The organism is Bradyrhizobium sp. USDA 4504, assembly GCF_054063995.1.
This window is the reverse complement of record NZ_JBSSGV010000001.1, coordinates 1397531-1421335: the sequence shown is the minus strand read 5'-3', so window position 1 is coordinate 1421335 and position 23805 is coordinate 1397531. Positions and strand designations below refer to the sequence as shown.

At 65.5% G+C, this 23805-nt stretch carries 23 protein-coding genes; 14 read left to right on the top strand and 9 right to left on the bottom strand.

Annotated elements, in window-relative coordinates:
• Window positions 1-768 (bottom strand): hypothetical protein, encoded by a 768-nt coding sequence (locus ACVMB1_RS06110; RefSeq protein WP_038379546.1) that lies wholly within the window; start codon window positions 766-768, stop codon window positions 1-3.
• Window positions 769-784: 16 nt separating this feature from the next.
• Entirely contained in the window at window positions 785-979 is a 195-nt protein-coding gene (locus ACVMB1_RS06105; RefSeq protein WP_024579523.1) for a hypothetical protein, read from the bottom strand.
• Between the two features lie 295 nt (window positions 980-1274).
• Between ACVMB1_RS06105 and ACVMB1_RS06100 the strand changes: the two genes are divergently transcribed.
• Window positions 1275-2207: a DUF2336 domain-containing protein gene (locus tag ACVMB1_RS06100; protein ID WP_310885002.1), complete on the top strand. Its 933-nt coding sequence runs from the start codon at window positions 1275-1277 to the stop codon at window positions 2205-2207.
• On the opposite strand, the gene ACVMB1_RS06095 is transcribed toward ACVMB1_RS06100, so the two are convergent.
• Window positions 2204-2548: a DUF1491 family protein gene (locus ACVMB1_RS06095; protein ID WP_092079509.1), complete on the bottom strand. Its 345-nt coding sequence runs from the start codon at window positions 2546-2548 to the stop codon at window positions 2204-2206. The two genes, ACVMB1_RS06100 and ACVMB1_RS06095, sit on opposite strands and share 4 nt — an antisense overlap.
• A gap of 225 nt (window positions 2549-2773) precedes the next feature.
• On the opposite strand from ACVMB1_RS06095, the gene ACVMB1_RS06090 reads away from it, so the two are divergent.
• Window positions 2774-4417, top strand: coding sequence for a hypothetical protein (locus ACVMB1_RS06090; protein WP_456848330.1), 1644 nt, complete (start codon window positions 2774-2776; stop codon window positions 4415-4417).
• Window positions 4418-4537: 120 nt separating this feature from the next.
• On the opposite strand, the gene ACVMB1_RS06085 is transcribed toward ACVMB1_RS06090, so the two are convergent.
• Both ACVMB1_RS06085 and ACVMB1_RS06080 read right to left on the bottom strand, forming a co-directional pair.
• Entirely contained in the window at window positions 4538-5278 is a 741-nt protein-coding gene (locus ACVMB1_RS06085; protein WP_199805192.1) for a peptidoglycan-binding domain-containing protein, read from the bottom strand.
• Window positions 5271-7082, bottom strand: a complete 1812-nt coding sequence (locus ACVMB1_RS06080) for a PAS domain-containing sensor histidine kinase (RefSeq protein ID WP_253587381.1) — start codon at window positions 7080-7082, stop codon at window positions 5271-5273. Before ACVMB1_RS06080 ends, ACVMB1_RS06085 begins: the two co-directional genes overlap by 8 nt.
• A gap of 433 nt (window positions 7083-7515) precedes the next feature.
• Here ACVMB1_RS06080 and ACVMB1_RS06075 point away from each other — a divergent pair, with 433 nt between their 5' ends.
• Together ACVMB1_RS06075 and ACVMB1_RS06070 are read left to right on the top strand one after the other, a co-directional pair.
• Window positions 7516-7896, top strand: coding sequence for a DUF5330 domain-containing protein (locus ACVMB1_RS06075; protein WP_310885004.1), 381 nt, complete (start codon window positions 7516-7518; stop codon window positions 7894-7896).
• Between the two features lie 144 nt (window positions 7897-8040).
• Complete coding sequence (locus ACVMB1_RS06070) at window positions 8041-8472, top strand: SufE family protein (RefSeq protein ID WP_141343262.1); 432 nt, start codon at window positions 8041-8043, stop codon at window positions 8470-8472.
• A gap of 4 nt (window positions 8473-8476) precedes the next feature.
• Here the strand turns inward: ACVMB1_RS06070 and ACVMB1_RS06065 are convergent, their stop codons facing one another.
• Both ACVMB1_RS06065 and ACVMB1_RS06060 read right to left on the bottom strand, forming a co-directional pair.
• Window positions 8477-8890: a MucR family transcriptional regulator gene (locus ACVMB1_RS06065; RefSeq protein ID WP_057015640.1), complete on the bottom strand. Its 414-nt coding sequence runs from the start codon at window positions 8888-8890 to the stop codon at window positions 8477-8479.
• Window positions 8891-9067: 177 nt separating this feature from the next.
• Complete coding sequence (locus tag ACVMB1_RS06060) at window positions 9068-9961, bottom strand: DUF308 domain-containing protein (RefSeq protein WP_310885005.1); 894 nt, start codon at window positions 9959-9961, stop codon at window positions 9068-9070.
• A 339-nt stretch (window positions 9962-10300) separates the two neighbouring features.
• On the opposite strand from ACVMB1_RS06060, the gene ACVMB1_RS06055 reads away from it, so the two are divergent.
• Together ACVMB1_RS06055 and ACVMB1_RS06050 are read left to right on the top strand one after the other, a co-directional pair.
• Window positions 10301-11950 carry a glycosyltransferase family 39 protein gene (locus tag ACVMB1_RS06055; protein ID WP_141339566.1) on the top strand — a complete coding sequence of 550 codons (1650 nt, stop codon included), beginning with the start codon at window positions 10301-10303 and terminating at the stop codon, window positions 11948-11950.
• Between the two features lie 146 nt (window positions 11951-12096).
• Complete coding sequence (locus ACVMB1_RS06050) at window positions 12097-12876, top strand: class II aldolase/adducin family protein (RefSeq protein ID WP_028331642.1); 780 nt, start codon at window positions 12097-12099, stop codon at window positions 12874-12876.
• Between the two features lie 103 nt (window positions 12877-12979).
• Here the strand turns inward: ACVMB1_RS06050 and ACVMB1_RS06045 are convergent, their stop codons facing one another.
• On the bottom strand, window positions 12980-14380 hold the full coding sequence (locus tag ACVMB1_RS06045; protein ID WP_456814149.1) for a M20/M25/M40 family metallo-hydrolase: 1401 nt from the start codon (window positions 14378-14380) through the stop codon (window positions 12980-12982).
• 95 nt (window positions 14381-14475) lie between these two features.
• Window positions 14476-16098, bottom strand: a complete 1623-nt coding sequence (locus ACVMB1_RS06040) for a helicase HerA-like domain-containing protein (RefSeq protein ID WP_076833148.1) — start codon at window positions 16096-16098, stop codon at window positions 14476-14478.
• Window positions 16099-16450: 352 nt separating this feature from the next.
• Between ACVMB1_RS06040 and ACVMB1_RS06035 the strand changes: the two genes are divergently transcribed.
• The 8 genes from ACVMB1_RS06035 (at window position 16451) to scpA (ending at window position 23760) form a co-directional block, all read left to right on the top strand.
• On the top strand, window positions 16451-16816 hold the full coding sequence (locus tag ACVMB1_RS06035) for a hypothetical protein (RefSeq protein WP_016841849.1): 366 nt from the start codon (window positions 16451-16453) through the stop codon (window positions 16814-16816).
• Window positions 16817-16873: 57 nt separating this feature from the next.
• The gene (locus ACVMB1_RS06030; protein ID WP_018270650.1) at window positions 16874-17281 is read left to right on the top strand and encodes a DUF4332 domain-containing protein; all 408 of its coding nucleotides are present in this window, start codon (window positions 16874-16876) and stop codon (window positions 17279-17281) included.
• 105 nt (window positions 17282-17386) lie between these two features.
• Window positions 17387-18226, top strand: coding sequence for a dihydropteroate synthase (gene folP / locus ACVMB1_RS06025; RefSeq protein ID WP_246786898.1), 840 nt, complete (start codon window positions 17387-17389; stop codon window positions 18224-18226).
• Complete coding sequence (folB, locus tag ACVMB1_RS06020; RefSeq protein WP_016842351.1) at window positions 18223-18603, top strand: dihydroneopterin aldolase; 381 nt, start codon at window positions 18223-18225, stop codon at window positions 18601-18603. The genes folP and folB overlap by 4 nt, the downstream gene beginning before the upstream one ends.
• A gap of 6 nt (window positions 18604-18609) precedes the next feature.
• Window positions 18610-19101 carry a 2-amino-4-hydroxy-6-hydroxymethyldihydropteridine diphosphokinase gene (gene folK / locus ACVMB1_RS06015; RefSeq protein WP_141339559.1) on the top strand — a complete coding sequence of 164 codons (492 nt, stop codon included), beginning with the start codon at window positions 18610-18612 and terminating at the stop codon, window positions 19099-19101.
• Between the two features lie 105 nt (window positions 19102-19206).
• On the top strand, window positions 19207-21081 hold the full coding sequence (locus tag ACVMB1_RS06010; protein ID WP_141339557.1) for a methylmalonyl-CoA mutase family protein: 1875 nt from the start codon (window positions 19207-19209) through the stop codon (window positions 21079-21081).
• Window positions 21078-21548, top strand: a complete 471-nt coding sequence (locus ACVMB1_RS06005; RefSeq protein WP_057015646.1) for a GFA family protein — start codon at window positions 21078-21080, stop codon at window positions 21546-21548. The genes ACVMB1_RS06010 and ACVMB1_RS06005 overlap by 4 nt, the downstream gene beginning before the upstream one ends.
• Window positions 21549-21603: 55 nt before the next feature.
• Window positions 21604-23760 carry a methylmalonyl-CoA mutase gene (gene scpA / locus ACVMB1_RS06000; RefSeq protein ID WP_141339555.1) on the top strand — a complete coding sequence of 719 codons (2157 nt, stop codon included), beginning with the start codon at window positions 21604-21606 and terminating at the stop codon, window positions 23758-23760.
• The last annotated feature ends 45 nt before the right edge of the window (window positions 23761-23805 follow it).

Sequence of the window (23805 nt, the reverse complement as noted above, 5' to 3'; positions counted from 1 at the left end):
CTAGCCCTTCGTCACCACGGCCTGGCCCGTCACCGGCGCGGAGATGAGCGGCGCATTGGCGGTGAGCCGGGCGAGTTCGTTGATCTGGCGCTCGGCGTCGGCCGCCATGCCGTCTGGCGCCTGGATCACCAGCCGCTCCAGCGCCCAGCGATAGGACGAGATGCGCCGCTCCAGGGCCTGCTGGACCCATTGCACGATCAGCGTGTTCTCTTCCATCCGCGCCACCGCATCGGCGCGTTCACGCGGCGACACATCGGCGATCATGTGGAGGCTGGCATTGCGCTTGCGATCGAGCTCGATCACCTGGATCGCGGTGGCGAAGAACGGCTCGAAGCGGGTGATGTCGTCGCGCACCTCGTCGATCAGCAGCGAATAGCGCGAGGCGAACGAGCGATGCGGCTCGTCGATCAAATTGCGGCCATAGGCGGTGCGATCGAACACGACCCTCTGCCGCCACGGCGAAGGCAGCGGCTGGTAGTCGCCGAATACGCTCTTCCACGCCGGACGCGACAGCGGCGGCTCGATGAACTGATAGGCGAGGTCGCGCAGCTGACGTTCGTGTTCGGTGAGCTGGAATTGCGAGGCGTTCTTGCCGATGCTGCCGGTCGCCTCGGCACCGATCCAGCGATGCATATCGTCGTTGCGGAAATCGGCCCGGGTGCGGCCGAAATCGCCGCCGCTGCAGCCGGCGAGCGCCGAGCCCGCCAGCAGCAGGATCAGCGCCGGGAGTGACCGCCGCGCGACGGTCCGCTGCACAAGCTCCGGCATTGCCCGATGTCCGCGATCAGGAGCGGCGTCGGCGACGGCGGCCCTGCGCAGTGCCCTGCTCCGGTCCGCGACCACCGCCGGTCTCCTCCGTCGTTCGCTCGATCCGGACGACGGGAAGGATCAGTACGGTCCCCATGCCTTCGCCAGCAGCACCGGCCATGCTCGGCCGCCGTGCAGCCGCATCCGCCGGAAACTCAACGATGGTGCCCATGTTCCGTTCTCTCTGGCCCCGCACGGACATGATTTGCCCCGCGCATGCCGAGTTAAGAACGCGCATGGTTAATGACATCTTAAGCCGCCGGTACGGACGGTTACGGATATGGCGCTGTGCCTTAATAGACACGCGCAAATTCGAGCATTCACCTTCACGGCTTGTTTTCCTTAACTGCCTCTTAAAACAGCCTGCGTAGGCTCGCTGCCACAAGGCTTTCAAACCGAAGTTCACTGGCAAGTCGCGTACGCCCGAGATGAGCGCAGCTCCGCTATTTCCTGGTTTCGATGGGCTGATGACGCTCTCCCGTCGCGAGGGCGTCGACATCCGCCCGACGCTGCTGCGCGTCCTGACCGACCTCTATGTGCAGGCGAGCGCCCACTCCGCCGATGAAGAGCGCCAGTTCGTCGAGTTGACGACGCGCCTGATCGACGAGGTCGACGACGCGACGCGTGCCGCGGTCCGCGCGCGGCTTGCGATCTATCCGGCGACGCCCGCGCGGATCGTGGACAAGCTCGGGCTGCGCCGCGTCGGTCCCGACCAGCCGATGCCGGCGGCCACGCCAATTCCCGCGCCCGCCCCGTCAGCGCTGCCGGCCAAGGTCCCGACCGAAGCCGAGCTGCGGATGGCCGCGAGCCTTGCCATGCGGCCAAACGATGCCGCCGAAATCTCCGACATGTTCTTTGCCGCCAGCACGAGGGAGCGCGCGCAGATCCTGCACAATCTGCAGGAGACGCCGCTGAAGGCCGCGGCGCGGATCCCGGCCGCGCGCGCCGCGCGCGCAATCCATATCCTGGAGATGGCAGCGTTTGCCGAGGACCTCGATAACTTCACGCTCGAACTCGGCGAGGCGCTGATCCTGCCGTCGCGGATCGCCGCGGACGTCGTCAACGATCCCGGCGGCGAGCCGCTCGCCTGCGCGATGCGGGCGCTTGACGTGTCGAGCGCCGCGTTCCAGCGGATCCTGATGTTCCTCAATCCGGAAGCCGGCTCCTCGGTCAATTACGTCTATCGGCTGTCGCGGCTCTACGATCGCCTGAGCGAGCGCTCGGCGTTGGTGATGCTGGCGGCGTGGCGCGGCTCGACCATGGCGGTGGCCCGCGCCAGGTATCGCTCGTCGCTCTATGACGATGAGCGTCATCGCGTGCGCGCGACATCGTCGCAGACGCGCCCCGCGTTGCAGCCCGGCAGCGCGCCCGCCATTCGCAACCAGAAGTCCGGAAGCTAGTTTTTCGCCAGATCAAGAAAGTGCCGCCCGGCACGGTCCTCGGTCTCGACGATCCAGGCATCGGGATCGAAGCGGAGCTCCTTGGTCAAGCGCTCCTCGACAGATGGCTCGGATACCGGCTGTGGTGCCGTCGGCACGAACAGCCGCTCGACCGGACGGCTGTCATCATAGACCGTCTGCGGCGCCGGCGCATACAACATCGCGTTGCCGTCCATCAGCGCCACCTTGACGAACACGGCGCCGGCTTCCTCGGCGCCCTTCTTGCGGACTGCGCCGAACACGCCTTCGGTCTGGCAGCGGCGCAGATACGCCGCGACCCATATGCTGGTTTTCAATCGCATGCGGCGAGCTATAGGCCAGCGGCGCGGTCACGTCCAATTGTCACAGATGTCGTCACGCCGCGGCGGGTTGACCGAACCAATCGTCACCCATATCCTTGCATCTGCGGTGCAAGCCGCGCCCGGGTCCACGGGAAGGGTTGAACCCACTTGCACCAATTGAGCGGCCAACCAAGCCTTTGTGCAGCCGGTTTTGTGGACCATCGGCGATGATGCACGGAGGTTTCCATGGACCGATCGCCCGGGCGATTGAATCTCGATCATCTGAAGAAGCAGGCCAAGGAGCTCATTCGCCTTTATCGGCGGCAGGCGCCAGAGGCCTACGCGCGTTTCCGGCATGCGCTTCCGGCTGCGGCCGGGCGCAGCGACGCTCAAATCGCCGCGCTCAATCTGCGGCTGCACGATGCGCAGTCCTGCGTGGCGCGCGATCTCGGCTTCGCCTCCTGGCCGGACCTGCGGCGCTATGTCGACGCACAATTGCCGTCCGGTAAAAGCAAGGCCGATCGCGTGCGGCGATGGCTGCAGCTGGTCTATGCCGCGGACGTCGCCGGCACCACCGACCGCGCCAATCCGCGCGTTGCGGCGCGGATGCTCACCGAGGATTCCAGTCTTGTCGCCGACGATCCCTATCTCGCCTGCGCCATCGGTGACGAGGAGACAGTGCAACGCACCGCCAACGACGATCCCACATGGTTCAACCGTGCCGGCGGTCCGTTCAAACTGCCGCCGTTGGTCGCCGTGACGCATTCCAGCCTGCTGCAGATTCCGGAATTTGAAGCGCGGCTGCATCGCTGCGCACGCCTGCTGCTGCAGGCCGGCGCCGATCCCGACCAGCACATCAGCAGCCGCTGGCCGCCCGGAACGCTCGACGCACCCGATGACAGCAATCCGCTGTCAGCGCTGTACGGCGCCGCCGGCCGCAACCACGATCTCGAACTGACCAAACTGTTGCTCGAAGCGGGCGCCAATCCGAACGACAATGAATCGCTCTACCACTCGCTCGAAGGCTCGGTGACGACTGGCCTGCTGCTCGAGCATGGCGCACGGATCGCCGGCACCAACGCGATGTACAAGGTGCTCGATGACGAGAACGTGGCGGCGCTCGACCTGCTGCTGCGGCACGGCGGCAATCCAAACGAACCCGCCGGCAACGCGCCGCTGACCGAATGCGGCTCGCCGTTGCTGTGGGCGATCCGCCGGCGGCGGTCGCGAACCTGCATCGCGATACTGCTCGACGCCGGCGCGGATCCGCGCATCACGACACCAGGCGGGCTCAGCGCCTACAGGTACGCGCTGCAGTTCGGACTGACCGAGGTCGCCGAGTTGCTCCGCGAGCGTACCGGCGACGAGACGCTTGCCGATGATGAGCGGTTCGTCGCGGCGTGCAGCAGCGGTGACGAGAGCGAGGCGCGGCGAATCCAGGCCGGTCGGCCCGATCTTCCAGGTTCACTTTCACCGCGGCAATTGCGGTTGCTCCCGGAGCTCGCCGCGGCAGGCGGCGACGATGCGGTGCGGCTGATGGTCGAGCTCGGCTGGCCGATCACGGTGCGCGGCGGCGATTGGGATGCGTCGGCACTCAATCACGCGGTGTTCCGCGGCAATGCCGGCCTGACGCGATTCCTGCTCGAGCACGGCGCGGAGTGGACCGAGCAGCACGGCTTCGGCGACAACGTGTCCGGCTCCTTGTCATGGGCCTCCTGCAACGAGCCGGTCAGGGGCGGCGACTGGGTGGCCTGCGCGCAGGCCCTGCTCGATCACGGCATGCCGCGCGCTATTCCGGATCGCGACGATCCGGAATGGGTGCTGGTGGCCGGCCGCAGGAAGCTGTTCTCCGACGAGGTCAGGGACGTTCTGCTGGGCGACGCGCCTTAACTCGTCATGGCCGGGCTTGTCCCGGCCACCCACGTCTTGGCTGCAACAAGTCTCAAAGACGTCAATGCCCGGGACAAGCCCGGGCATGACGAATACATATTCAATGCCTTCGCAGAGAGACTACTCGATCGAATGGCCGATCATCGCGCCGAGCTCGCGCACCAGGCGATCGGACATCTGTCCGGTCACCGGCAGCTTGCGGGCGCGCTCGAACTTCGCGATCGCGTGCTGGGTGTCGGCGCCGATCGTGCCGGTCGGCTTGAGCTGGCCGTAGCCATACTCGGTCAGTGTACGCTGGACCGCGGCGATGCGTTTTCCGGCCGGGCTCAGATGCTGTGTCGGAATCGACGCCGGCGGACGAATGACGCTGGACGGCGCGGCGGCCGGGGACGGTGCTGCGGCCGGTGGCGCAGTGGTCGATTTCAGCACCAGATTGGCCATCGGATCGACCGGCTTGGCCTCGACCTTGGGTTCTGCCGGCTTGGCTTCGACGGACCTGGTCTCGGCCGGCTTGGTCTCCACCGGCTTCACGTCGACGGGCTCGGCCGATCGGGCAGCCGCCTCGGCCGGACGCGGGCGCGGTATCGGGCTGGTGGCCGCGGCAACCGGGGCCGGCGGCGGCAGCGTCACAACCGAACCGCCGAACATCGGCGACGGATGACGGCCCGCCTGCAGGAACAGCGCATTGATCAGGATCGCAACGATGGCAGACGTCGCCAGCACGCCGGCGACCAGATCCTTCGGACTGTGCAGCAGCAGGCGCAGGACGAGGCCACGTTCCTCCTCGGCCGCGATGGCCACTGCCTTGGCGCCGCGGCGACGGCGCGGCGTTTCATCGTCATCCAAAGTCTGTCTAGGCACTCTTCTTCACCTGATGGGTTTGCTCTTGTAGTCCGGAACGCAGCGCGGGCTTCAGGGTCGAGACATTGCTGGACGGCTCGACGGCGGCGGGCGGGGTGAACGCCAGCGGCAGCGCGACCGATACAATGGTGCCCTCGCCCACCTTGCTCTCCACATTGATTTCGCCGTGGTGCAGGCCGACCAGCCCCTTCACGATGGAAAGACCAAGACCGGTGCCCTCGTGGCGGCGCTGATAAGTCTTGCCGGCCTGGAAGAACGGATCGCCGATCCGCTTGAGATCATCGGCGGCGATGCCGACCCCGGTGTCCGAGACACGCAGCACCAGCCGCGATCCCTCGACGCCGGCCGACACGGTGACCTTGCCGCCGCGCTCGGTGAACTTGATGGCGTTCGAGACCAGATTGAGCACGATCTGCTTGAACGCGCGCGGATCGCCGTTCACGATCGGCAGATCGTCGGGCACCCGGGTGACGAGATCGACGCCGCTCTCGCGCGCCTTCAACGCCACAAGATTGCAGCAATTGAGCAGCGCCGGCCGCGGCGCAAACGGCTCCGGCGAAATCTCGAAATTGCCGGACTCCATCTTCGACATGTCGAGGATGCCGTTGACGACCGACAGCAGATGCTGGCCGGAATCGTTGATCAGCTGCGCGTATTCCTTGCGGCGGGCCACGTCGAGGCCGAGCACGTCTTCCTGCGCGATCATCTCGGAGAAGCCGATGATGGCGTTGAGCGGGGTGCGCAGTTCGTGGCTCATGGTGGCCAGGAAGCGCGTCTTCGACGCATCGGCCTGCTCGGCCACATTGCGCGCCTGTTCGAGCGCCTGCTCCTGCACCTTGCGATCGGTCACGTCGCGGATCACGGCGACGACCTCGGCATCGGCGGCGGCCTGATCGAGCGGGCGGCAGCGCATCTCGGCCCAGATGAATTCGGCGACGGCTTCGCCCCGCGCACCGTCACGGCGCACGCGGAACTCGACGCTGCGGGAGTCACCGCGCGCGGCGTCCGACAGCGCCGTGAGATAGGCCGGGCGATCGGCGACATGAACGCGGTCGAACAGGCCATGGCCCAACAGCCGCGATGCCGGCACGCCGAGCATGTTCTCGGCCGCGGGCGAAATGAAGCGCACCGCGCCGTTGCGGCTGTGCCGCGACAGCACGTCGCTCATGTTATGCGCGAGCAGGCGGTAGCGCTCTTCCTCGACATAGAGCAGCGCCACGCTGGTGCGCGCCAGCGACTCCGCACCGAAGGCGAGCCCGGCGGCGTAGAAGATCGCCGACACGACGCCGAAACCGATCAGCGTGCTGTTCGAAGCAACCGTGGGATCGACGACCGGCAGTACATGATAATGGCCGAGCACGCTCAGCAGCGCCGCGCAGATCATCGCCAGCGCGAACGCAAACGCCACCACACGCCGCGAGGCCGACAGCGCCGCCTCGATCGGAATCACGACGAGCCACACGGCGGCGAAAGAGGCGATGCCGCCGGTCGTCGCCGCGATCATCATCACGAGACCGGCGAGCGCCAGCGACGACAGCACATGCGCGCCTTCATAGCGGCCGGTGCGCGACAGGAACCACGACAGCAGAATCGGCGCGATCAGCCAGGCGAATGCCGCGACCTCGATCGCCGTCGGCGCACCGCGCATCGCAAGAAAGGCAGGGAACGAGGCAAGCGCCGCCAGGCTGCCGAGCAGCCGCGGCGCCATGAAGGCACGATGGCGCGCACGCGTCAGCGCATCATATTGCGCCGACGGATGCAGCAGCGCATCCAGGCAATCGCGGATCAGACTCAAACTACTCACAGCACTCGCGCTTCGGCTCAATCGTCAACACAGACGCGCCGGAACGCCTCCTTCGTGATTGCAGGTCAACGTGTCAGAGCGAACTTAAGCGAACGCTAAGGCTGGGCGGCCTGCCGCCAAACACCGTGCATTGGAGTGGGTTTGACCCGCTATTCACCGGCCATTTGTCGGGGATGGTGAACGGCTGGTTTCCGGATGCGACATTCTATGGTTTCGAAATGGTGGACGGGGCGAATCCTGCGTATCCGGCGCGCGTCGGCCGCCATCAATCGAAAATTTACGGCGAATCAATTCAGGCGAATTTTCCGCGATTTTTCGGCGGATTTACTTCAATGCAGATACTTCCGATTTATCGACCGATGCTAACTCTCAAGGCCAATAGCGGCATCGACCGCGCAAGAAGCAAGACAAGACAGACGACCGGGATCGCGCCATGTTCTTCCTGCTGCGTTTGGCATTCTGGCTCGGGCTTGTGCTCGTGCTGCTGCCGAGAGACAAAACACCTGAAGCGGACAAGGCGCCGCAGATCAGCGCGTCGGACGCGGTGTCGGCCGCGACCGCGACGATCAACGACATGGGTCAGTTCTGCAAGCGCCAGCCGTCCGCCTGCGAGGTCGGCGGCCAGGCCGCGACCGCAATCGGCCAGCGCGCGACCGACGGGGCGCGCAAGCTCTACCAGATCATCACCGACAAGAAGCCACCCGACCACACCGGCGCGATCGGCCAGGACGAGACCGATTCAGCCACCGCGTTCCGCGACACGCTGACCGCGGAGGATCAGTCGATCGAATTCCGCCTGCCGCCGACGCCGTGAGCGGAAACCAAGGCGCTGTCGAGCGAGGCAGGCACCGGTTCGCGTGAAGAAAACGCGTCAAAACAGCCGGGAACCGGTTCCATTTTCATCGCTTTCGCGGCCCGCCTTCCTATATAAGCCGTCAAGGACAGGACGCGGGCCACGATGACGACGATCGACGAAATCAGGGACAATTTTGCGCTGCTGGACGAGTGGGACGACCGTTACCGCTATGTCATCGAGCTCGGCCGCACGCTCGAACCGTTGTCGGAGGCGGAGCACTCGGCCGAGAACAAGGTGCAGGGCTGCGTCAGCCAGGTCTGGCTGTCGAAGCGGATCGAGCGCGATGCCAACGGCGAACCGCGCCTGATCTATATCGGCGACAGCGACGCCCACATCGTGCGCGGCCTGGTCGCGATCGTGCTGACGCTGTTTTCCGGGCAAACGCCCAAGGAAATCCTCGGCACCGACGCGCTCGCGCTGTTCGACGAATTCGGCTTCCGCGACCATCTGACGCCGCAGCGCTCCAACGGCCTGCGCTCGATGGTTGACCGCATCCGCAACGATGCGCGCGAGGCGCTGGCGTCCGCCGCGTAGATCTTTACTTCCGCTTCCGCGCCTGCTGGCCGAGACCCATCTTCTTGGCGAGCTGCGATCGCGCCACCGCATAGTTCGGCGCCACCATCGGATAGTCGGCCGGCAGGCCCCATTTGTCGCGGTACTGTTCCGGGGTCATGTTGTACTGGGTGCGCAGATGGCGCTTCAGCGACTTGAAGCGCTTGCCGTCCTCGAGGCACACCAGATATTCGGGCGTGATCGACTTCTTCATCGACACCGCAGGCTTGGCCGGCTCGCTCGGCGTGTCGTTGCGTCCGCTCGACACCCGCAGCAAAGCGGAGTGGACCTGGCTGATCAGGTTCGGAATGTCCGAGGCCGGCGTCGGATTGTTGCTGAGATAGGCCGAAACGATGTTGGCGGTCAGCTCGACCGGCGTTTTGCCTGACGTATCGGACATGGCTCAATCTTCCCCGTGCTCTCGGCAGCCCGGCGCCCACCGGACAGTATCCATGCGCAGCAATACATTAATGGAATCGCGTACTACTTTGCGAATATGCACGAATTGCAGCAAATCTGACAACAACAGCTGCGTTTCCGGCTTCGGGCCGGCCGTGCGCAAGTATTGGCCCGGATCTTAAGGCCGCTGCTCCAGATGCGACCTGAGCTCGTCGATCGAGGCAAATCGCATCATGCCCTCCGGCATCTGCGCCTCGATTGATCCGTCCGAATAGAGCGAATAGGCCATGCCGTCGACGACGCCGGATTTGAGCACGGTCACCGGCGGCTGCTCCTGGGGCGGCGGCGGATGGCCCGACGACGGCGAGGCGGCGGCGGCCGACTGAGCCTCGCCGAAGGTCGATGGCGTCCGGGGGCCGCGCCGCGGGGCGACGTCGACCGGCCGCGGCCGGTCGGCCTTCGGCCAGGCATCGTCGAAGGTTGCCGACGCCGGTTCGGCCGAACCACCCGGATTCGGACGCAGTTCCGGCGACAACAGATCCGGCGTGAGCGGCTCGGCGGCACGCCCCTGGCTCCGCTCGCGCTCCTTGCGCGAGGAGGAAAACAGCAGATTGCGCCGCTTGGGCGGCGCAGCGCCATCCGCGGGCGCGGCCGCCGGTGCGGGCGGCGGCACCTCGCCTGATGCGCCGCGCGAGGCGATCTCGTCGTGCCAGGGCGGCGGCGCCGCGGGAGCGGATGGCGGGAACGCTGGAGCCAGCGGCGGAGGCGCCGAGACCTTCGGCTCAGGCGGCGGGAACACCGGATCGTCCGGAGTGCCGCGCGGGGAAGTTGCAGACGGCGACCCGGACCGCAGACCCACTGCCACGACGGCATCGAGCCGGTCGCCCATGGCCTGGAGTTCGCGAAGGATGGCGGCAAGGGCCAGAACAATCACGCCGGTACATGCGCCGGTCACGCCTGTTGCGATCAACGTGCCGCCGACGCTGAATTCCTTGTTTGGAATTCCGAGGCCGATCGCCGCCAAGCCCGCCACGACCAGGCCCGCGCCGACGACCAACAGACCAACCTTCATCGAACTAACCCCCGGGAGACCCGACCGAAAATCGGCGCGGGCCACCAACGCCACGATACCGTCATATTGCCCACACCGCCAACCGCCAATTGTAGACAGAGTTCCCTAAAATCCCGCTTAACCAAGCCGCGATGCGTTGCTTCACCGCGGCCGCAGTGGCTATCGGGCAGCCAGCTCCCGTAGATTTACTGGCTACGAATTGCTGCCAATTTATTGCAACGCATCTGGGAAATTACGCCACAATTACCAATTACTCGGAAACGGAACTGCGCTATGGATGCCGGGGAATGAGGCCCTAAAGCGCCAATCTGGGCCACAGGCACGCCGGTATCACTAGCTATGTCATCGATTACGACGTCTGCCCTCGAGGCGCCTGCGCGGCGCTCGGTGGAGAAGACCTGCGACGATCTCGCTGTCCTCGTCCTCGGCGTGGTCGCCGTGGTCGCCGGCTTGACGTTCCGCGATTACGGTCTGGGCTGGGACGATTACACCCACGCTGAATATGCCGACCTCCTGCTGCGCATGTACGAGTCCGGGTTCAAGGACACCGGCGCGCTGTCGTTTGCCAATCTGTATATGTACGGCGGCGGCTTCGACATGGCCGCGGCCTTGCTGCACAAGCTCATTCCGCTCGAACTGTTCGAGACGCGCCGCCTGCTCGGCGCGATCGTCGGCGTCATCGGCCTTGCCGTAACCTGGCGCCTGGCACGCCGCGTCGGCGGCCCGCTGGCGGGATTGGCGGCGCTGCTGCTGCTGGCGCTGTGCCCGACCTTCTACGGCCACATGTTCATGAATCCGAAGGATGCGCCGTTCGCCGTGGCGATGGTGGTCCTGATCATGGGCCTGGTCCGCCTGATCGAGGAATATCCGGCGCCCTCGCCGCGCACCATCCTGATCGTCGGCCTGGGCGCCGGCCTGTCGATCGGCTGCCGCGTGCTTGGCGGGCTCGCATTGATCTACGCCGTGGTCGGCTTCGTCCCGCTCCTGATCGAGGAATTCCGCAAGCAGGGCCCGCGCGAGGCGACCCACCGCTTTGCCCATGTCGTCTATGTGCTGCTGCCGGGACTTGTGCTGGGCTATCTCGTGATGGGCCTGATCTGGCCGTGGTCGATCATGGAGCCCGGACATCCGCTCGAAGCGGTGACCTATTTCTCGCACTTCTTCGAGAAACCGTGGAAGGAGATGTTCGACGGCGCGCTGGTGTCGGTGCCGGACATGCCGTGGTCCTATCTGCCCACCTTGTTCGCGCTGCAGCTTCCCGAAGTGCTGCTGGTGCTGCTGGCAGCCGCCGTCGTCATCACCCTGATGTCGCTGTCGCGCTATGACGTCACCGCGAAGCGCAAGTCGATCATGCTGATGCTGACGCTGGCGGCGACGCTGCCGCTGGTGATCGCGATGGTGAAGCGGCCGGCGCTCTATAACGGCATCCGCCACTTCATCTTCGTGATTCCGCCGATGACGGTGCTGGCCGGCGTCGCATTCGCGCGCGGCATGGACTGGCTCGGCGAGAACCGCCGGGCCTGGCAGCCCGCGGCGCTCGCCATGTTCGCGTTCGGCCTCTTGCTGCCGCTCAGCGAAATGATCCGCCTGCATCCGTATCAGTACACGCACTTCAACCACATCGCCGGCACGGTGCGTACCGCGGACAACTTCTTCATGCTGGACTATTGGGGCCTGGCGCTGAAGCAGGCATCCGACGGGCTGCGCGAGCAGCTGGCGGAGCGGCAGGAAGTGCCGCCGCAGAACCGCAAGTGGAAGGTCGCGGTGTGCGGACCGCAGCGCCCCGCGCAGGTCGCGCTCGGCCCTGATTTCACGATCGGATGGGACAGCAATGCCGCCGACTTCGCGATGACGCTCGGCGAATTCTACTGCAAGGGCCTGGCCGCGCCTGTCATGGTCGAGATCAAGCGCGACGACGTCGTGTTCGCCCGCGTCTACGACATCCGCGGCCGCAGCATCTCGAGCCTGCTGGCGATCCCGGCGCCGTAGCGCATCACGCTGCCCACTGACGATTGCCGTTCGGATCGTGGGCCGCATGCCGACATGACTGTCACGCCGTTACCCTGCCTTGCTGCGGTCCGGCGGCGGCGCTACGCTTGGATCAAGCAATAACGCCATCAATGGAGCAATCGGCCATGTCGCCAGCGGAAGCGCGCCTGAAGGAAGTGCCGTCGGATATGAGTGCGGCGGAATGGGAGCAGCGGATCAATCTCGCCGCCTGCTACCGGCTGGTCGCGCTCTATGGCTGGGACGATCTGGTCGATACCCACATCTCCGCCCGCGTGCCGGGGCCCGAGCATCACTTCCTGATCAACCCCTACGGGCTGATGTTCGACGAGATCACCGCGTCGAGCCTCGTCAAGGTCGACCTCGACGGCAACCAGCTTTCGAAGAGCGACTACAGCATCAACCCGGCCGGCTTCACCATCCATTCGGCGATCCACGAGGTGCGCGAGGACGCCGGCTGCGTGCTCCATCTGCACACCGTCGACGGCACCGCGGTATCGAGCGGCCCCGACGGGCTGCTGCCGCTGAACCAGACCGCGCAGCTCGTCACCCACGACCTCGCCTATCACGACTATGAAGGCATCGCGCTCGATCATGACGAGCGCCCGCGCCTGCAGCGCGATCTCGGCAGCAAGAACCACATGCTGCTGCGCAATCACGGCACCCTGACGGTCGGCCGCTCCGTCGCCTCCGCGTTCGAGCGGATGTACCATCTGGAGCGCGCCTGCTCGATGCAGGTGGCGACCCGCGCGCTCGGACCGATCGCCTATCCGGTCGACCAGCATGCGATCGACAAGAACACCGAGCTGCTCTCCAACCCGGACCGCGCCGAGCTGCGCTCGACCCAGCTGGTCTGGCCGCCGCTGCTGCGCAAGCTCGACCGGGTCAATCCCGGCTACCGTGATTGAAATTTCATAATCTTCGGGTAGGCTAACGGCCAACACCCTCTGCACTACCGAATCAAAACGCCGCCCAATTCCGGGCGGCGTTTTTACGTGAATTGCCGTTGCGCTATTTGGCGTCGGCGAACGCCGCCAGGATCCGCGCCCAGGAGCGGATGCCCTTGTGGTAGCTCTTGAGGTCGTACTTCTCGTTCGGCGAATGGATGTTGTCGTCGTCGAGCCCGAAGCCGATCAGCACGCTGTCGAGGCCGAGCGTGTGCTTGAAATCGGCGACGATCGGGATCGAGGCGCCGGAGCCGATCAGCAGCGCCTCCTTGCCCCATTCGTCGGTCAGCGCACGGCGCGCGGCTGCCAGCGGCTTCATGTTCCAGTCGAGCGCGATCGCCGGCGCGCTGGAATGGTCGATGAACTCGGCCTTGCAGTCGGCCGGCAGGCGCGCCTTCACATAGTCGCGGAACGCCCTTCGGATCTTCTCGGGATCCTGTCCCTCGACCAGGCGGAACGAGACCTTCGCTGACGCCTCGGCCGCGATCACCGTCTTGGAGCCCTCGCCGGTATAGCCGCCGACGATGCCGTTGATGTCGCAGGTCGGGCGCGAGGAGACCTGCTCGATCAGGAGCCGGTCCCTTTCGCCGGCGGGCACCGAGAGGCCGATCGGCTTGAGGAAGCTCTCCGGCGTCAGATTGAGCTGCTTCCACTGGGCCAGAATATCCGGCGGCAAATCCTTCACGCCGTCATAGAAACCGGGGATGGTGATGTGGCCGTTCTCGTCATGCAGGCCGCCGAGGATCCGCGTCAGCACGCGGATCGGGTTCTGCGCGCCGCCGCCGAACACGCCGGAATGCAGGTCGCGATTGGCGGCCTTGATCTTGACCTCGTCATAGACCAGGCCGCGCAATGAGGTGGTGATCGCCGGCGTATTCGGGTCCCACATGCCGGTGTCGCAGACCAGCGCGAAGTCGGCCTTGAGGTCGTCCTTGTTCGCCTCGAGGAACGGCACGAAATTCTTCGAACCGATCTCCTCTTCACCCTCGATGACGATCGTGATGTCGACCGGCAGCGATCCCGTCACCGTCTTCCAGGCACGGCACGCCTCGACGAAGGTCATCAACTGTCCCTTGTCGTCCTCTGCGCCGCGCGCGACGATAACCTTGCGCCCGTCGGCATGGTCGGTCACGACAGGCTCGAACGGCGGACGATGCCAGAGATTCAGGGGATCGACCGGCTGCACGTCGTAGTGGCCGTAGAACAGCACGTGCGGGCGTCCGTCGGCCGAGCCGTTCAGCTTGCCGACCACGGCCGGATGGCCGGCAGTCGGCCGCACTTCGGTCTTGAAGCCGACTGTCGCGATATCCTTGGCGAGATGATCGGCAGCCGCCTTGCAGTCATCAGCGAAGGCCGGATCGGCCGAGATCGATTTGATCCGCAGCAGCGTGAACAGCCGCTCGAGACTGTTGTCGAAATCGGCGTCGATGCGGTCGAGGACGGGCTGCAGCTTGGCGTTGGACATCGCGGATATCCTTTTTGTTGGACGTTGCGCCAGGTTGTAGCGCGCCGGCCGCGGGAGGCAAAGCCGGTCTCCCGCTTCGGCCGACCGGCGCGGTGCTATCTGCGCAGCAATCCGCCGAGCGCGCCGCGCACCAGCGCCCGGCCGATCGAGCCACCGACCGAACCGCCGAGCGATTTGCCGAGATCGGCGGCCACGCCACCGATCACCTTGTCGGTCACCGAGCGCGTGACGCTGCGCGCGATCACCTGTCCGGTCGACATGCGGCCGCGCTTGACGTTGGTGCCGAAGATCGTGGACGCGATCGAACCGAGCTGGCCGAGGATGCCGCCCCCCTCGCCGCCGGCGCTGCCGTCCGCCGGCGCCGCCGTTCCGGCGAGCCGCTTCTGGATGATCTCGTAGGCGGATTCGGCGTCGACCGCGGTGTCGTATTTGCCCTTGACCGGGCTCGCATCCATGATCGCCTTGCGCTCCTCCGGCGTGATCGGCCCGATCCGCGCCGACGGCGGGCGCACCATGACGCGCTCGACCATCGACGGCGTGCCGCCGCCCTCGAGGAACGACACCAGCGCCTCGCCCTTGCCGAGCTCCATGATCACCCGCGCGGTGTCGAGCTTCGGATTGGGCCGGAAGGTCTGTGCGGCCGCGGCAACCGCCTTCTGGTCGCGCGGCGTGAAGGCGCGCAGCGCGTGCTGCACGCGGTTGCCGAGCTGCGCCAGTACCTTGTCCGGCACATCGATCGGATTCTGCGTAACGAAATAGACGCCGACGCCCTTGGAGCGGATCAGCCGCACCACCTGCTCGATCTTGTCCATCAGCGCCTTCGGTGCGTCGGTGAACAAGAGATGCGCCTCGTCGAAGAAGAACACCAGCTTCGGCTTCGGCAGGTCGCCGGCCTCCGGCAATTCCTCGAACAATTCCGAAAGCATCCAGAGCAGGAAGGTGGCGTAGAGCCGCGGGCTCTGCATCAGCTTGTCGGCGACCAGGATATTGACGATGCCGCGGCCGTCGCGGTCGGTCCGCATGAAATCCTTCAGCGTCAGCGCCGGCTCGCCAAAGAACTTGGCGCCGCCTTGGTTCTCGAGCACCAGGAGCTGACGCTGGATCGTTCCGACGGTCGCCTTGGACACATTGCCGTAGCCTTGCGCGGCCTTACGGATCGGCGCCAGCGGATCCTCCTCGTCGTCGGCAGCCTTCTTGCTGCCGTCCGGGGCGATCGCATCCAGCAGCGCCCGCAGGTCCTTCATGTCGATCAACGTGAGGCCGTTCTCATCGGCGACACGGAAGGCAACATTGAGCACGCCCTCCTGCACGTCGTTCAGATCGAGCATCCGCGAGAGCAACAGCGGTCCCATCTCGGTGACGGTGGCGCGCACCGGATGGCCCTGCTCGCCGAACACGTCCCAGAATACGGTCGAGAACTGATCCGGCTGGAAGGTCAGGCCCATCTCCTTGGCGCGCTTCAGGATAAAGTCCTTAGCCTCGCCGACTTCGGAGATACCGGAAAGATCGCCCTTGATGTCGGCTGCGAAAACCGGAACGCCGGCGCGCGCAAATCCTTCAGCCATGACCTGTAGCGTGACGGTCTTGCCGGTTCCGGTCGCACCGGTCACAAGGCCGTGGCGGTTGGCCAGCGCAAGCGTCAGCCAGGCTGTTTCCTCGCCCTTGCCGATAAAGATTTTCTCATCGGTATCGGCCAACTTGGTGTCGGACGTCGCCATCGCTTCGCCTCTTAACGCGATTTTAAATCGGCTCGATCCATTCGAACCGATGACATCATATTGCATCTTGCAGGTCGATTGAAACCATCGGCGCGCACTGATGTATATTGTCGCTGCACCAGTTCCTCATACTTTATTCCCGGCCAAGATTCCGGGCCAAGTGACGAAAGGCATTGCGCATTGCGACAAGATGGTGTGAATCCGCCGCTCAATCTTGCAGAGGTGCAACACTCCCGACGCGATCGAAAAAGAAAACGAACTGAAATGCGCGGATCGCTTGTATTTCGTGACACAGGCGCTCAAGATAAATCTTCAAGAATGATCCGGCAAAAACCGGTTGAGGCGGGGCAATATGGACGAATTGGTTGGGCAGCTGGCCGCGAAGGCCGGCATCGACGGTGCTGTCGCTGAAAAAACCATCGGCATCGTTCTGGGTTTCCTCCGTAACGAGGGACCTTCCGACAAAGTTCAGGCTCTGATCGACCAAATCCCCGGCGCCGAAGCGGCAATCGCCGCCTCCAACAACAGCGGTGGTCTATCGCGGTTGATGGGTGGCGGTCTGATGGCTGTCGGCACCCGGCTGATGGCGCTTGGATTGAGCATGAGTGAGATTCAGAACGTCGCGCGTGAACTTTTCAGGTTCGGCCGCGACAAAATCGGAGCGGATCAAATGGGCGAGATCATCTCGGGGACGCCGGGCCTCAGCCAGTTTGCCTGAAGCATTCTCCCAAAACGCCATTGCACGTGCGCTCCCTTCTACCTGCATACGAGTATCATGACATACCCCCTCTCCGAGATCGAAGGCCTGTCCGCCTATTGCGCCACCAAACTGAAATCGCAGGGTATCCGCACGACCGACGCACTGCTTGAAGCCGCCCGCACCGTCAAGGGACGCAAGGCGCTCGCCGCCAAGACCGGGATCAGCGAACAACAATTGCTCGAATGGGCCAACATCTCCGACTACATGCGGATTCCCGGCATGGGCAAGGCGAAGGTCGGCCTGGTCCGCGCCGCCGGCGTCACCACCGTGCGCGAGCTCGCGCACCGCAACCCGTCGCGGCTCGCGCAGAGCATGAAGGACGCCAATGTGCGGCGTAAGCTCGTCCGCGTGATGCCGTCGGAGAAGTCGGTCGAGTTGCTGATCGAAGAGGCACGCAAGCTGCCTCCCAAGATCACCTATTAGCCTGTCTTAACGGCATTCGGCCGCCGGCCGCGTCACCCGCCATCGCCGCACCTTGACTTGCCGCTGCGGTCAGCGCAAAGCCACCGCATGATGGCGAGCAAGCCCATGGCATCGACGGTGACCGGCCCGGCCGTATCGGCGCTGCTGCCGGCGCTGTTGTCGCGGCCCTATCCGGCCGTGATGGGCATCCTGAACGTGACGCCGGACTCGTTCTCCGACGGCGGCCAGTTCGCCGCACCCGAAGAGGCGCTGGCGCAGGCCCGCAAGCTGGTCGCCGAGGGCGCCGATATCATCGACATTGGCGCGGAATCCACCCGTCCCTACGGCTCGCAGCCGATCACCGCCGAGGCCGAGATGGCGCGGCTGAAGCCCGTGCTTGCCGACGTGATCGCGCTTGGCGTGCCGGTCTCGATCGACAGCATGAAATCGGAGGTCGTGGCCTGGGCGCTCGACCAGGGCGCTGTCATCGCCAACGACGTCTGGGGCCTGCAGCGCGATGCCGGCATGGCGCCACTGGTCGCCGCACGCGGCGTGCCCGTGATTATCATGCACAATCGCGAGCAGGCCGATCCGGCGATCGACATCATGCAGGACATCGCCGCCTTCTTCGAGCGCTCACTCGCGATCGCCGCAAGCGCCGGCATTTCGCCCGACCGGATCGTGCTCGATCCCGGCATCGGCTTCGGCAAGACCCCGGAGCAGAGCATGATCGCGCTGGCGCGGCTTGCCGAGCTCGACGCGTTCCACCTGCCGCTGCTGGTCGGCGCCTCGCGCAAGCGCTTCATCAGCACGGTCGCGCCGTCGGAGCCGCAACAGCGGATCGGCGGCTCGATCGCGGCGCATCTGATCGCCGCGCAGAATGGCGCCCGCATCATCCGCGCGCATGACGTCGCCGAAACCGTTCAGGCGCTGCGCGTGGCCGCAGCAATCGAGGGACAGCAATGACCGATACGATCTTCATCACCGGGATCGTCATCCATGCCCGTCATGGCGTGATGGAACATGAAACGGAGGTCGGGCAGCGCTTCGTCATCGATCTCGAGCTCTATACAGACCTCTCGGAATCCTCGCGCACCGACCGCCTTTCGGATACGGTCTCCTATTCCAACGTGGTGGCGACCGCGACATCGGCATTCAAGAACACCAACTACAAGCTGCTGGAGCGCGCCGCCGGCGCGGTGGCCGAGGACATCCTGGCGAGCTTCCCGCGCATCCGGGCGGTCAAGGTCACGGTGCACAAGCCGCACGCGCCGATCGCCGCGATCTTCGACGATGTCGGCGTCGTGCTGACCCGCTCGCGCCATCAACCGCCCCAGGGTTGAACGCAGATGGCTGACGTCCTGATCGCCCTCGGCGGCAATGTCGGCGACGTCCGCACCACGTTTCGCAAGGCGATCGCCAATATCTGCGGCATGACCCAGGCCGCGCTTATCGCACGCTCGTCGGATTATTCGACGCCGCCCTGGGGCGAGCAGCAGCAGGACAGCTTCATCAACGCCTGCATCGAGATCGAGACCAGTCTCGATCCGCATGCGCTGCTGTTCACGCTGCACAAGATCGAAGCCAAATTCGGCCGCGACCGTGCCAATGAGCAGCGCTGGGGGCCGCGCACCCTCGACCTCGACCTGATCGCCTATGACGAGGTCACACTGAACAAGCCGGAACTGGCGCTGCCGCACCCGCGTTTGTTCGAACGCGCCTTCGTCTTGGTGCCGCTCGCCGAGATCGTTCCTGACCGCGTCATCGCCGGGCGCCGCGTCGCCGATGCGCTGGCGAAGGTCTCTACAGACGGTATTTTCCGTCTAGCGGACCTCGATTAAAGCGAAACCACCGCAAACAACCGTTTGGCTTGGCCGCCCGCCCGTGGCAATTTCCGGCCAAATCAAGGGGCCCCGCGCGGGGCCGGTGAAGGACGATTTGGGCGGATGACGACCTCGACTGACGATTTGGCTCTGGCTTCGGATTTTCGACCTGCGACCTATGACGACTGGCGCAAGCTGGTCGACGGCGTGCTGAAGGGCGCCCCGTTCGAGAAGCTGGTCGGCAAGACCTATGACGGCCTGAAGATCGATCCGATCTACCGCCGCGCCACCAATTCAAGCCCGCTTGCCGGCCGCGCCGCCGCTGCACCCTGGCAGATCCTGCAGCGGGTCGATCATCCCGATGCCGCACAGGCCAATGCGCAAGCGCTGCAGGATCTCGAGAACGGGGCGACCGGCCTCGAATTCGAGTTCGCCGGGGGTCCCGGTGCGCGCGGCTTCGGTCTTGCCGACGCCAGCAAGAAGACGCTGGCGCGCGCCTGCGGCGGCGTCCATCTCGATGCCGGCATCATGATCGCGCTCAATCCGGTGATCGGCCGCGAGAACGCCGGCGAGACCTTTGCCGACATGGTCGAGGCCCGCAAGCTCGACCCGGCCAAGCTCGATCTGCATTTCAATTACCAGGCGCTCAGCACCATGGCCGTGCGCGGTGCTGCGGCCATCGCCTGGCCCGACTACGAAAAGTCGTTCGGCCAGGTCGTCAATGGCCTCATCAAGCGCGGCTTCAAGGGGCCGTTCGTGCTGGCCGACGGCCGGCCGGTCCATGATGCCGGCGGCTCCGAGGTGCAGGAACTCGCGTTCACGCTCGCGCTTGGCCTCGCCTATCTGCGCATGCTGGAGGGCGCCGGCATCGAGCTCGACGCGGCGCGCGCGGCGATCTCGTTCCGCCTCAGCGCCGACGCCGACCAGTTCCTGACGATGGCGAAATTTCGCGCGCTGCGGCTGCTGTGGGCACGTGTCGAGCAAGCCTGCGGACTTGCGCCGAAGCCGATCTTCGTCAACGCGCAAACCGCCTGGCGGATGCTGACCCAGCGCGATCCCAATGTGAACATGCTGCGCGCGACGATCGCGACCTTTGCGGCCGGGCTCGGCGGCGCCAATGCGATCACGGTGCTGCCGCACACGCTGGCGCTCGGCCTGCCTGATGACTTCGCCCGGCGCGTGGCGCGCAACACGCAACTCGTGCTGCTCGATGAGTCCAACCTCGCCAAGGTCTCCGATCCCGCGGCCGGCGCCGGCGGCATCGAGACGCTGACCTCGCAGCTCTGCGAGGCGGCGTGGACGCTGTTCCAGGAGATCGAGAAGGCCGGCGGCATCTTCGCCGCACTCGAGCAGGGACTGCTGCAAAACAAGGTCACCGCGACGCGATTGCTGCGCGAGACCAATGTGGCGAAGCGCCGCGACGTGCTGACCGGCGCCAGCGAATTTCCGGATCTGCGCGAGGCCGCCCCCGCGGTGCTGGATGTGAAACCATCAGCGCCGGCGTCCCTCGCCGGCGCCAAGGTGAAGTTCGACGCCCTCGCGCCGATGCGGCTTGCCGAACCGTTCGAGGCGCTGCGCGACAAGTCGGATGCCGCGCTGAAGGCGCATGGCGTACGGCCGAAGATATTCCTGGCCAATCTCGGCACCGCCGCGGACTTCACGGCCCGCGCGACCTTCGCCAAGAGTTTCTTCGAAACCGGCGGGATCGAGGCTATCGACAGCGAGGGTTTTGCCGACGCGGCGGCGCTGGCCGCGGCCTACAAGGCCTCGGGCGCCACGCTGGCGTGCATTTGTTCCTCGGATAAGGTCTATGCCGCCAGCGCCAGTGAGGCCGCCAGGGCCCTTCAAGGCGCCGGTGCAAGGCATATCTATCTGGCAGGGCGGCCCGGCGACCAGGAAGCGGCGCTGCGGGCGGCCGGCATCGGCGAGTTCGTCTTCGCCGGCGGTGATGCGCTGGCGACATTGCGCGACGCCTATCGGCGGATGGAGCAGACATGAGCGCAGAGGCACCATCGACACCCGTTCTGACCGGCGGCTGCCAGTGCGGCGCCGTCCGGTTTGCCGTCTCGGCGGCACCGACCCGGATCAGCATCTGCCACTGCCGGATGTGCCAGAAAGCGTCCGGGGCGCCATTTGCCTCTTTCGCCGACATCGATCGCAACGACTTCAGATGGACCCGCGGCAAGCCCGCCGCGTTCAGATCCTCCTCGATCGCCGAGCGCGACTTCTGCGCCGCCTGCGGAACGCCCCTGAGCTTCCGCCGCATCGACGGGCCCCGCATCGAGATCATGACCGGCGCCTTCGACCGGCCCGACCGGGTGATACCGACGCAACAATTCGGAACCGAGTCCCGCCACGGCTGGGTGGTCGGCATCGCCAACCTGCCGAGCCAGACCACGATGCAGAATTACGGACCGGACAAGATGGCGACCATCGTCAGCCATCAGCATCCGGACCACGATTGAGTTGGAAGCTACAGCGATTGATCGAACGCAATCGCCAGTTTGAGGAAGCCCAGGGATGACCCGCATTCCCAATTTCGCCGATGTCGCCTTCCAGCCCGTGGCCAGTACGGCCCCGGCTGCGAGCGCCGAGCCGTGGCTGACGCCCGAGGGCATCCCGGTGAAATCCGTCTACGGCGAGGCCGATCTCGAAGGCATCGACTTCCTCGAGACCTGGCCGGGCATCGCGCCCTATCTGCGCGGCCCCTACCCGACCATGTATGTCAACCAGCCCTGGACCATCCGGCAATATGCCGGCTTCTCCACGGCAGAGGACTCCAACGCGTTCTATCGCCGTAACCTCGCGGCCGGACAGAAGGGCCTGTCGGTCGCCTTCGACCTCGCCACCCATCGCGGCTATGACTCGGATCATCCGCGCGTCTCCGGCGACGTCGGCATGGCCGGCGTTGCGATCGATTCCATCTACGACATGCGCACGCTGTTCGCCGGCATCCCGCTCGACCAGATGAGCGTGTCGATGACCATGAACGGCGCGGTGCTGCCGATCCTCGCGCTGTTCGTCGCGGCTGCCGAGGAACAGGGCGTGCCGCCGGAGAAACTGTCGGGCACCATTCAGAACGACATTCTGAAAGAGTTCATGGTGCGCAACACCTACATCTATCCACCTAGCCCCTCGATGCGGATCATCTCCGACATCTTCGCCTACACCTCGCAGCGGATGCCGAAATACAATTCCATTTCCATTTCCGGCTACCACATGCAGGAAGCCGGCGCGACGCAGGACCTCGAGCTCGCCTATACCTTGGCCGACGGCGTCGAATATCTGCGCGCCGGGCTTGCCGCGGGCCTCGACGTCGATCGTTTTGCCCCCCGCCTCTCTTTCTTCTGGGCGATCGGCATGAACTTCTTCATGGAAGTCGCCAAGATGCGCGCCGCGCGGCTGTTGTGGGCCAAGCTGCTCAAGCAGTTCAATCCGAAGGATCCGCGCTCGCTGTCGCTGCGCACCCATTGCCAGACCTCGGGCTGGTCGCTGACCGCGCAGGACGTCTTCAACAACGTGATGCGCACCACGATCGAGGCGATGGCGGCAACCCAAGGCCACACCCAGTCGCTGCACACCAACGCGCTCGACGAGGCCCTGGCGCTGCCGACCGACTTCTCGGCGCGCATCGCCCGCAACACCCAGCTGTTCCTGCAGCAGGAGAGCGGCACCAACCGCATCATCGATCCCTGGGGCGGCTCCTACTATGTCGAGCGGCTGACCCGCGATCTCGCGCAGAAGGCCTGGGGGCACATCCAGGAGGTCGAGGCGCTCGGCGGCATGGCCAAGGCGATCGAGGCCGGCGTGCCGAAGCTCAGGATCGAGGAAGCCTCCGCCAAGACCCAGGCGCGGATCGATGCCGGCCGCCAGGCGGTGATCGGCGTCAACAAGTTCAAGCCCGAGAACGAGAAGCCGATCGACGTCTTGAAGGTGGAGAACTCCACCGTGCGTCGGCTGCAGATCGACAAGCTGGCGCGGCTCAAGAAGGAGCGCAACCAGAAGGACGTCGATGCGGCGCTCGCCGCGCTTACCCGCTCGGCGGGCGAAGGCAACGGCAATTTGCTGGCGCTGGCGATCGACGCCGCTCGCGCCAAAGCCACCGTCGGCGAAATTTCGGACGCCATGGAAAAGGTGTTCGGCCGCCACCGCGCCGAGATCAAGTCCATCACCGGCGTCTACAAGCGAGAGGCAGCGGCGATGTCCAACAAGGTCGAAAAAGTGCAGGCCCTGATCGATGCGTTCGAGGAGGCCGAAGGCCGCCGTCCGCGCATCCTGGTGGCGAAAATCGGCCAGGACGGCCATGACCGCGGCCAGAAGGTGATCGCATCGGCGTTCGCCGATGTCGGCTTCGACGTCGATATCGGACCGCTGTTCGCAACCGCCGATGAAGCCGCCCGTCAGGCGGTCGAGAACGACGTCCACATTCTCGGCGTCTCCTCGCTCGCCGCGGCACATCTCACCGCGGTGCCCGAACTGAAGGCCGCGCTGAAGAAACACGGCCGCGACGACATCATGATCATCATCGGCGGCGTGGTGCCGCCGCAGGATTACGACGCGCTGTATGCCGCCGGCGCCGAGGCGATCTTCCCGCCCGGCACGGTGATCTCGGATGCCGCCGAGGAGCTGATCCACAAGCTCAACGCCCGGCTCGGCCATAGCGCTGCAGCGGAGTAACGCTGCCGCGCTTGCCCCCTGCCACCTGGAGTTTTTCATGCGCGC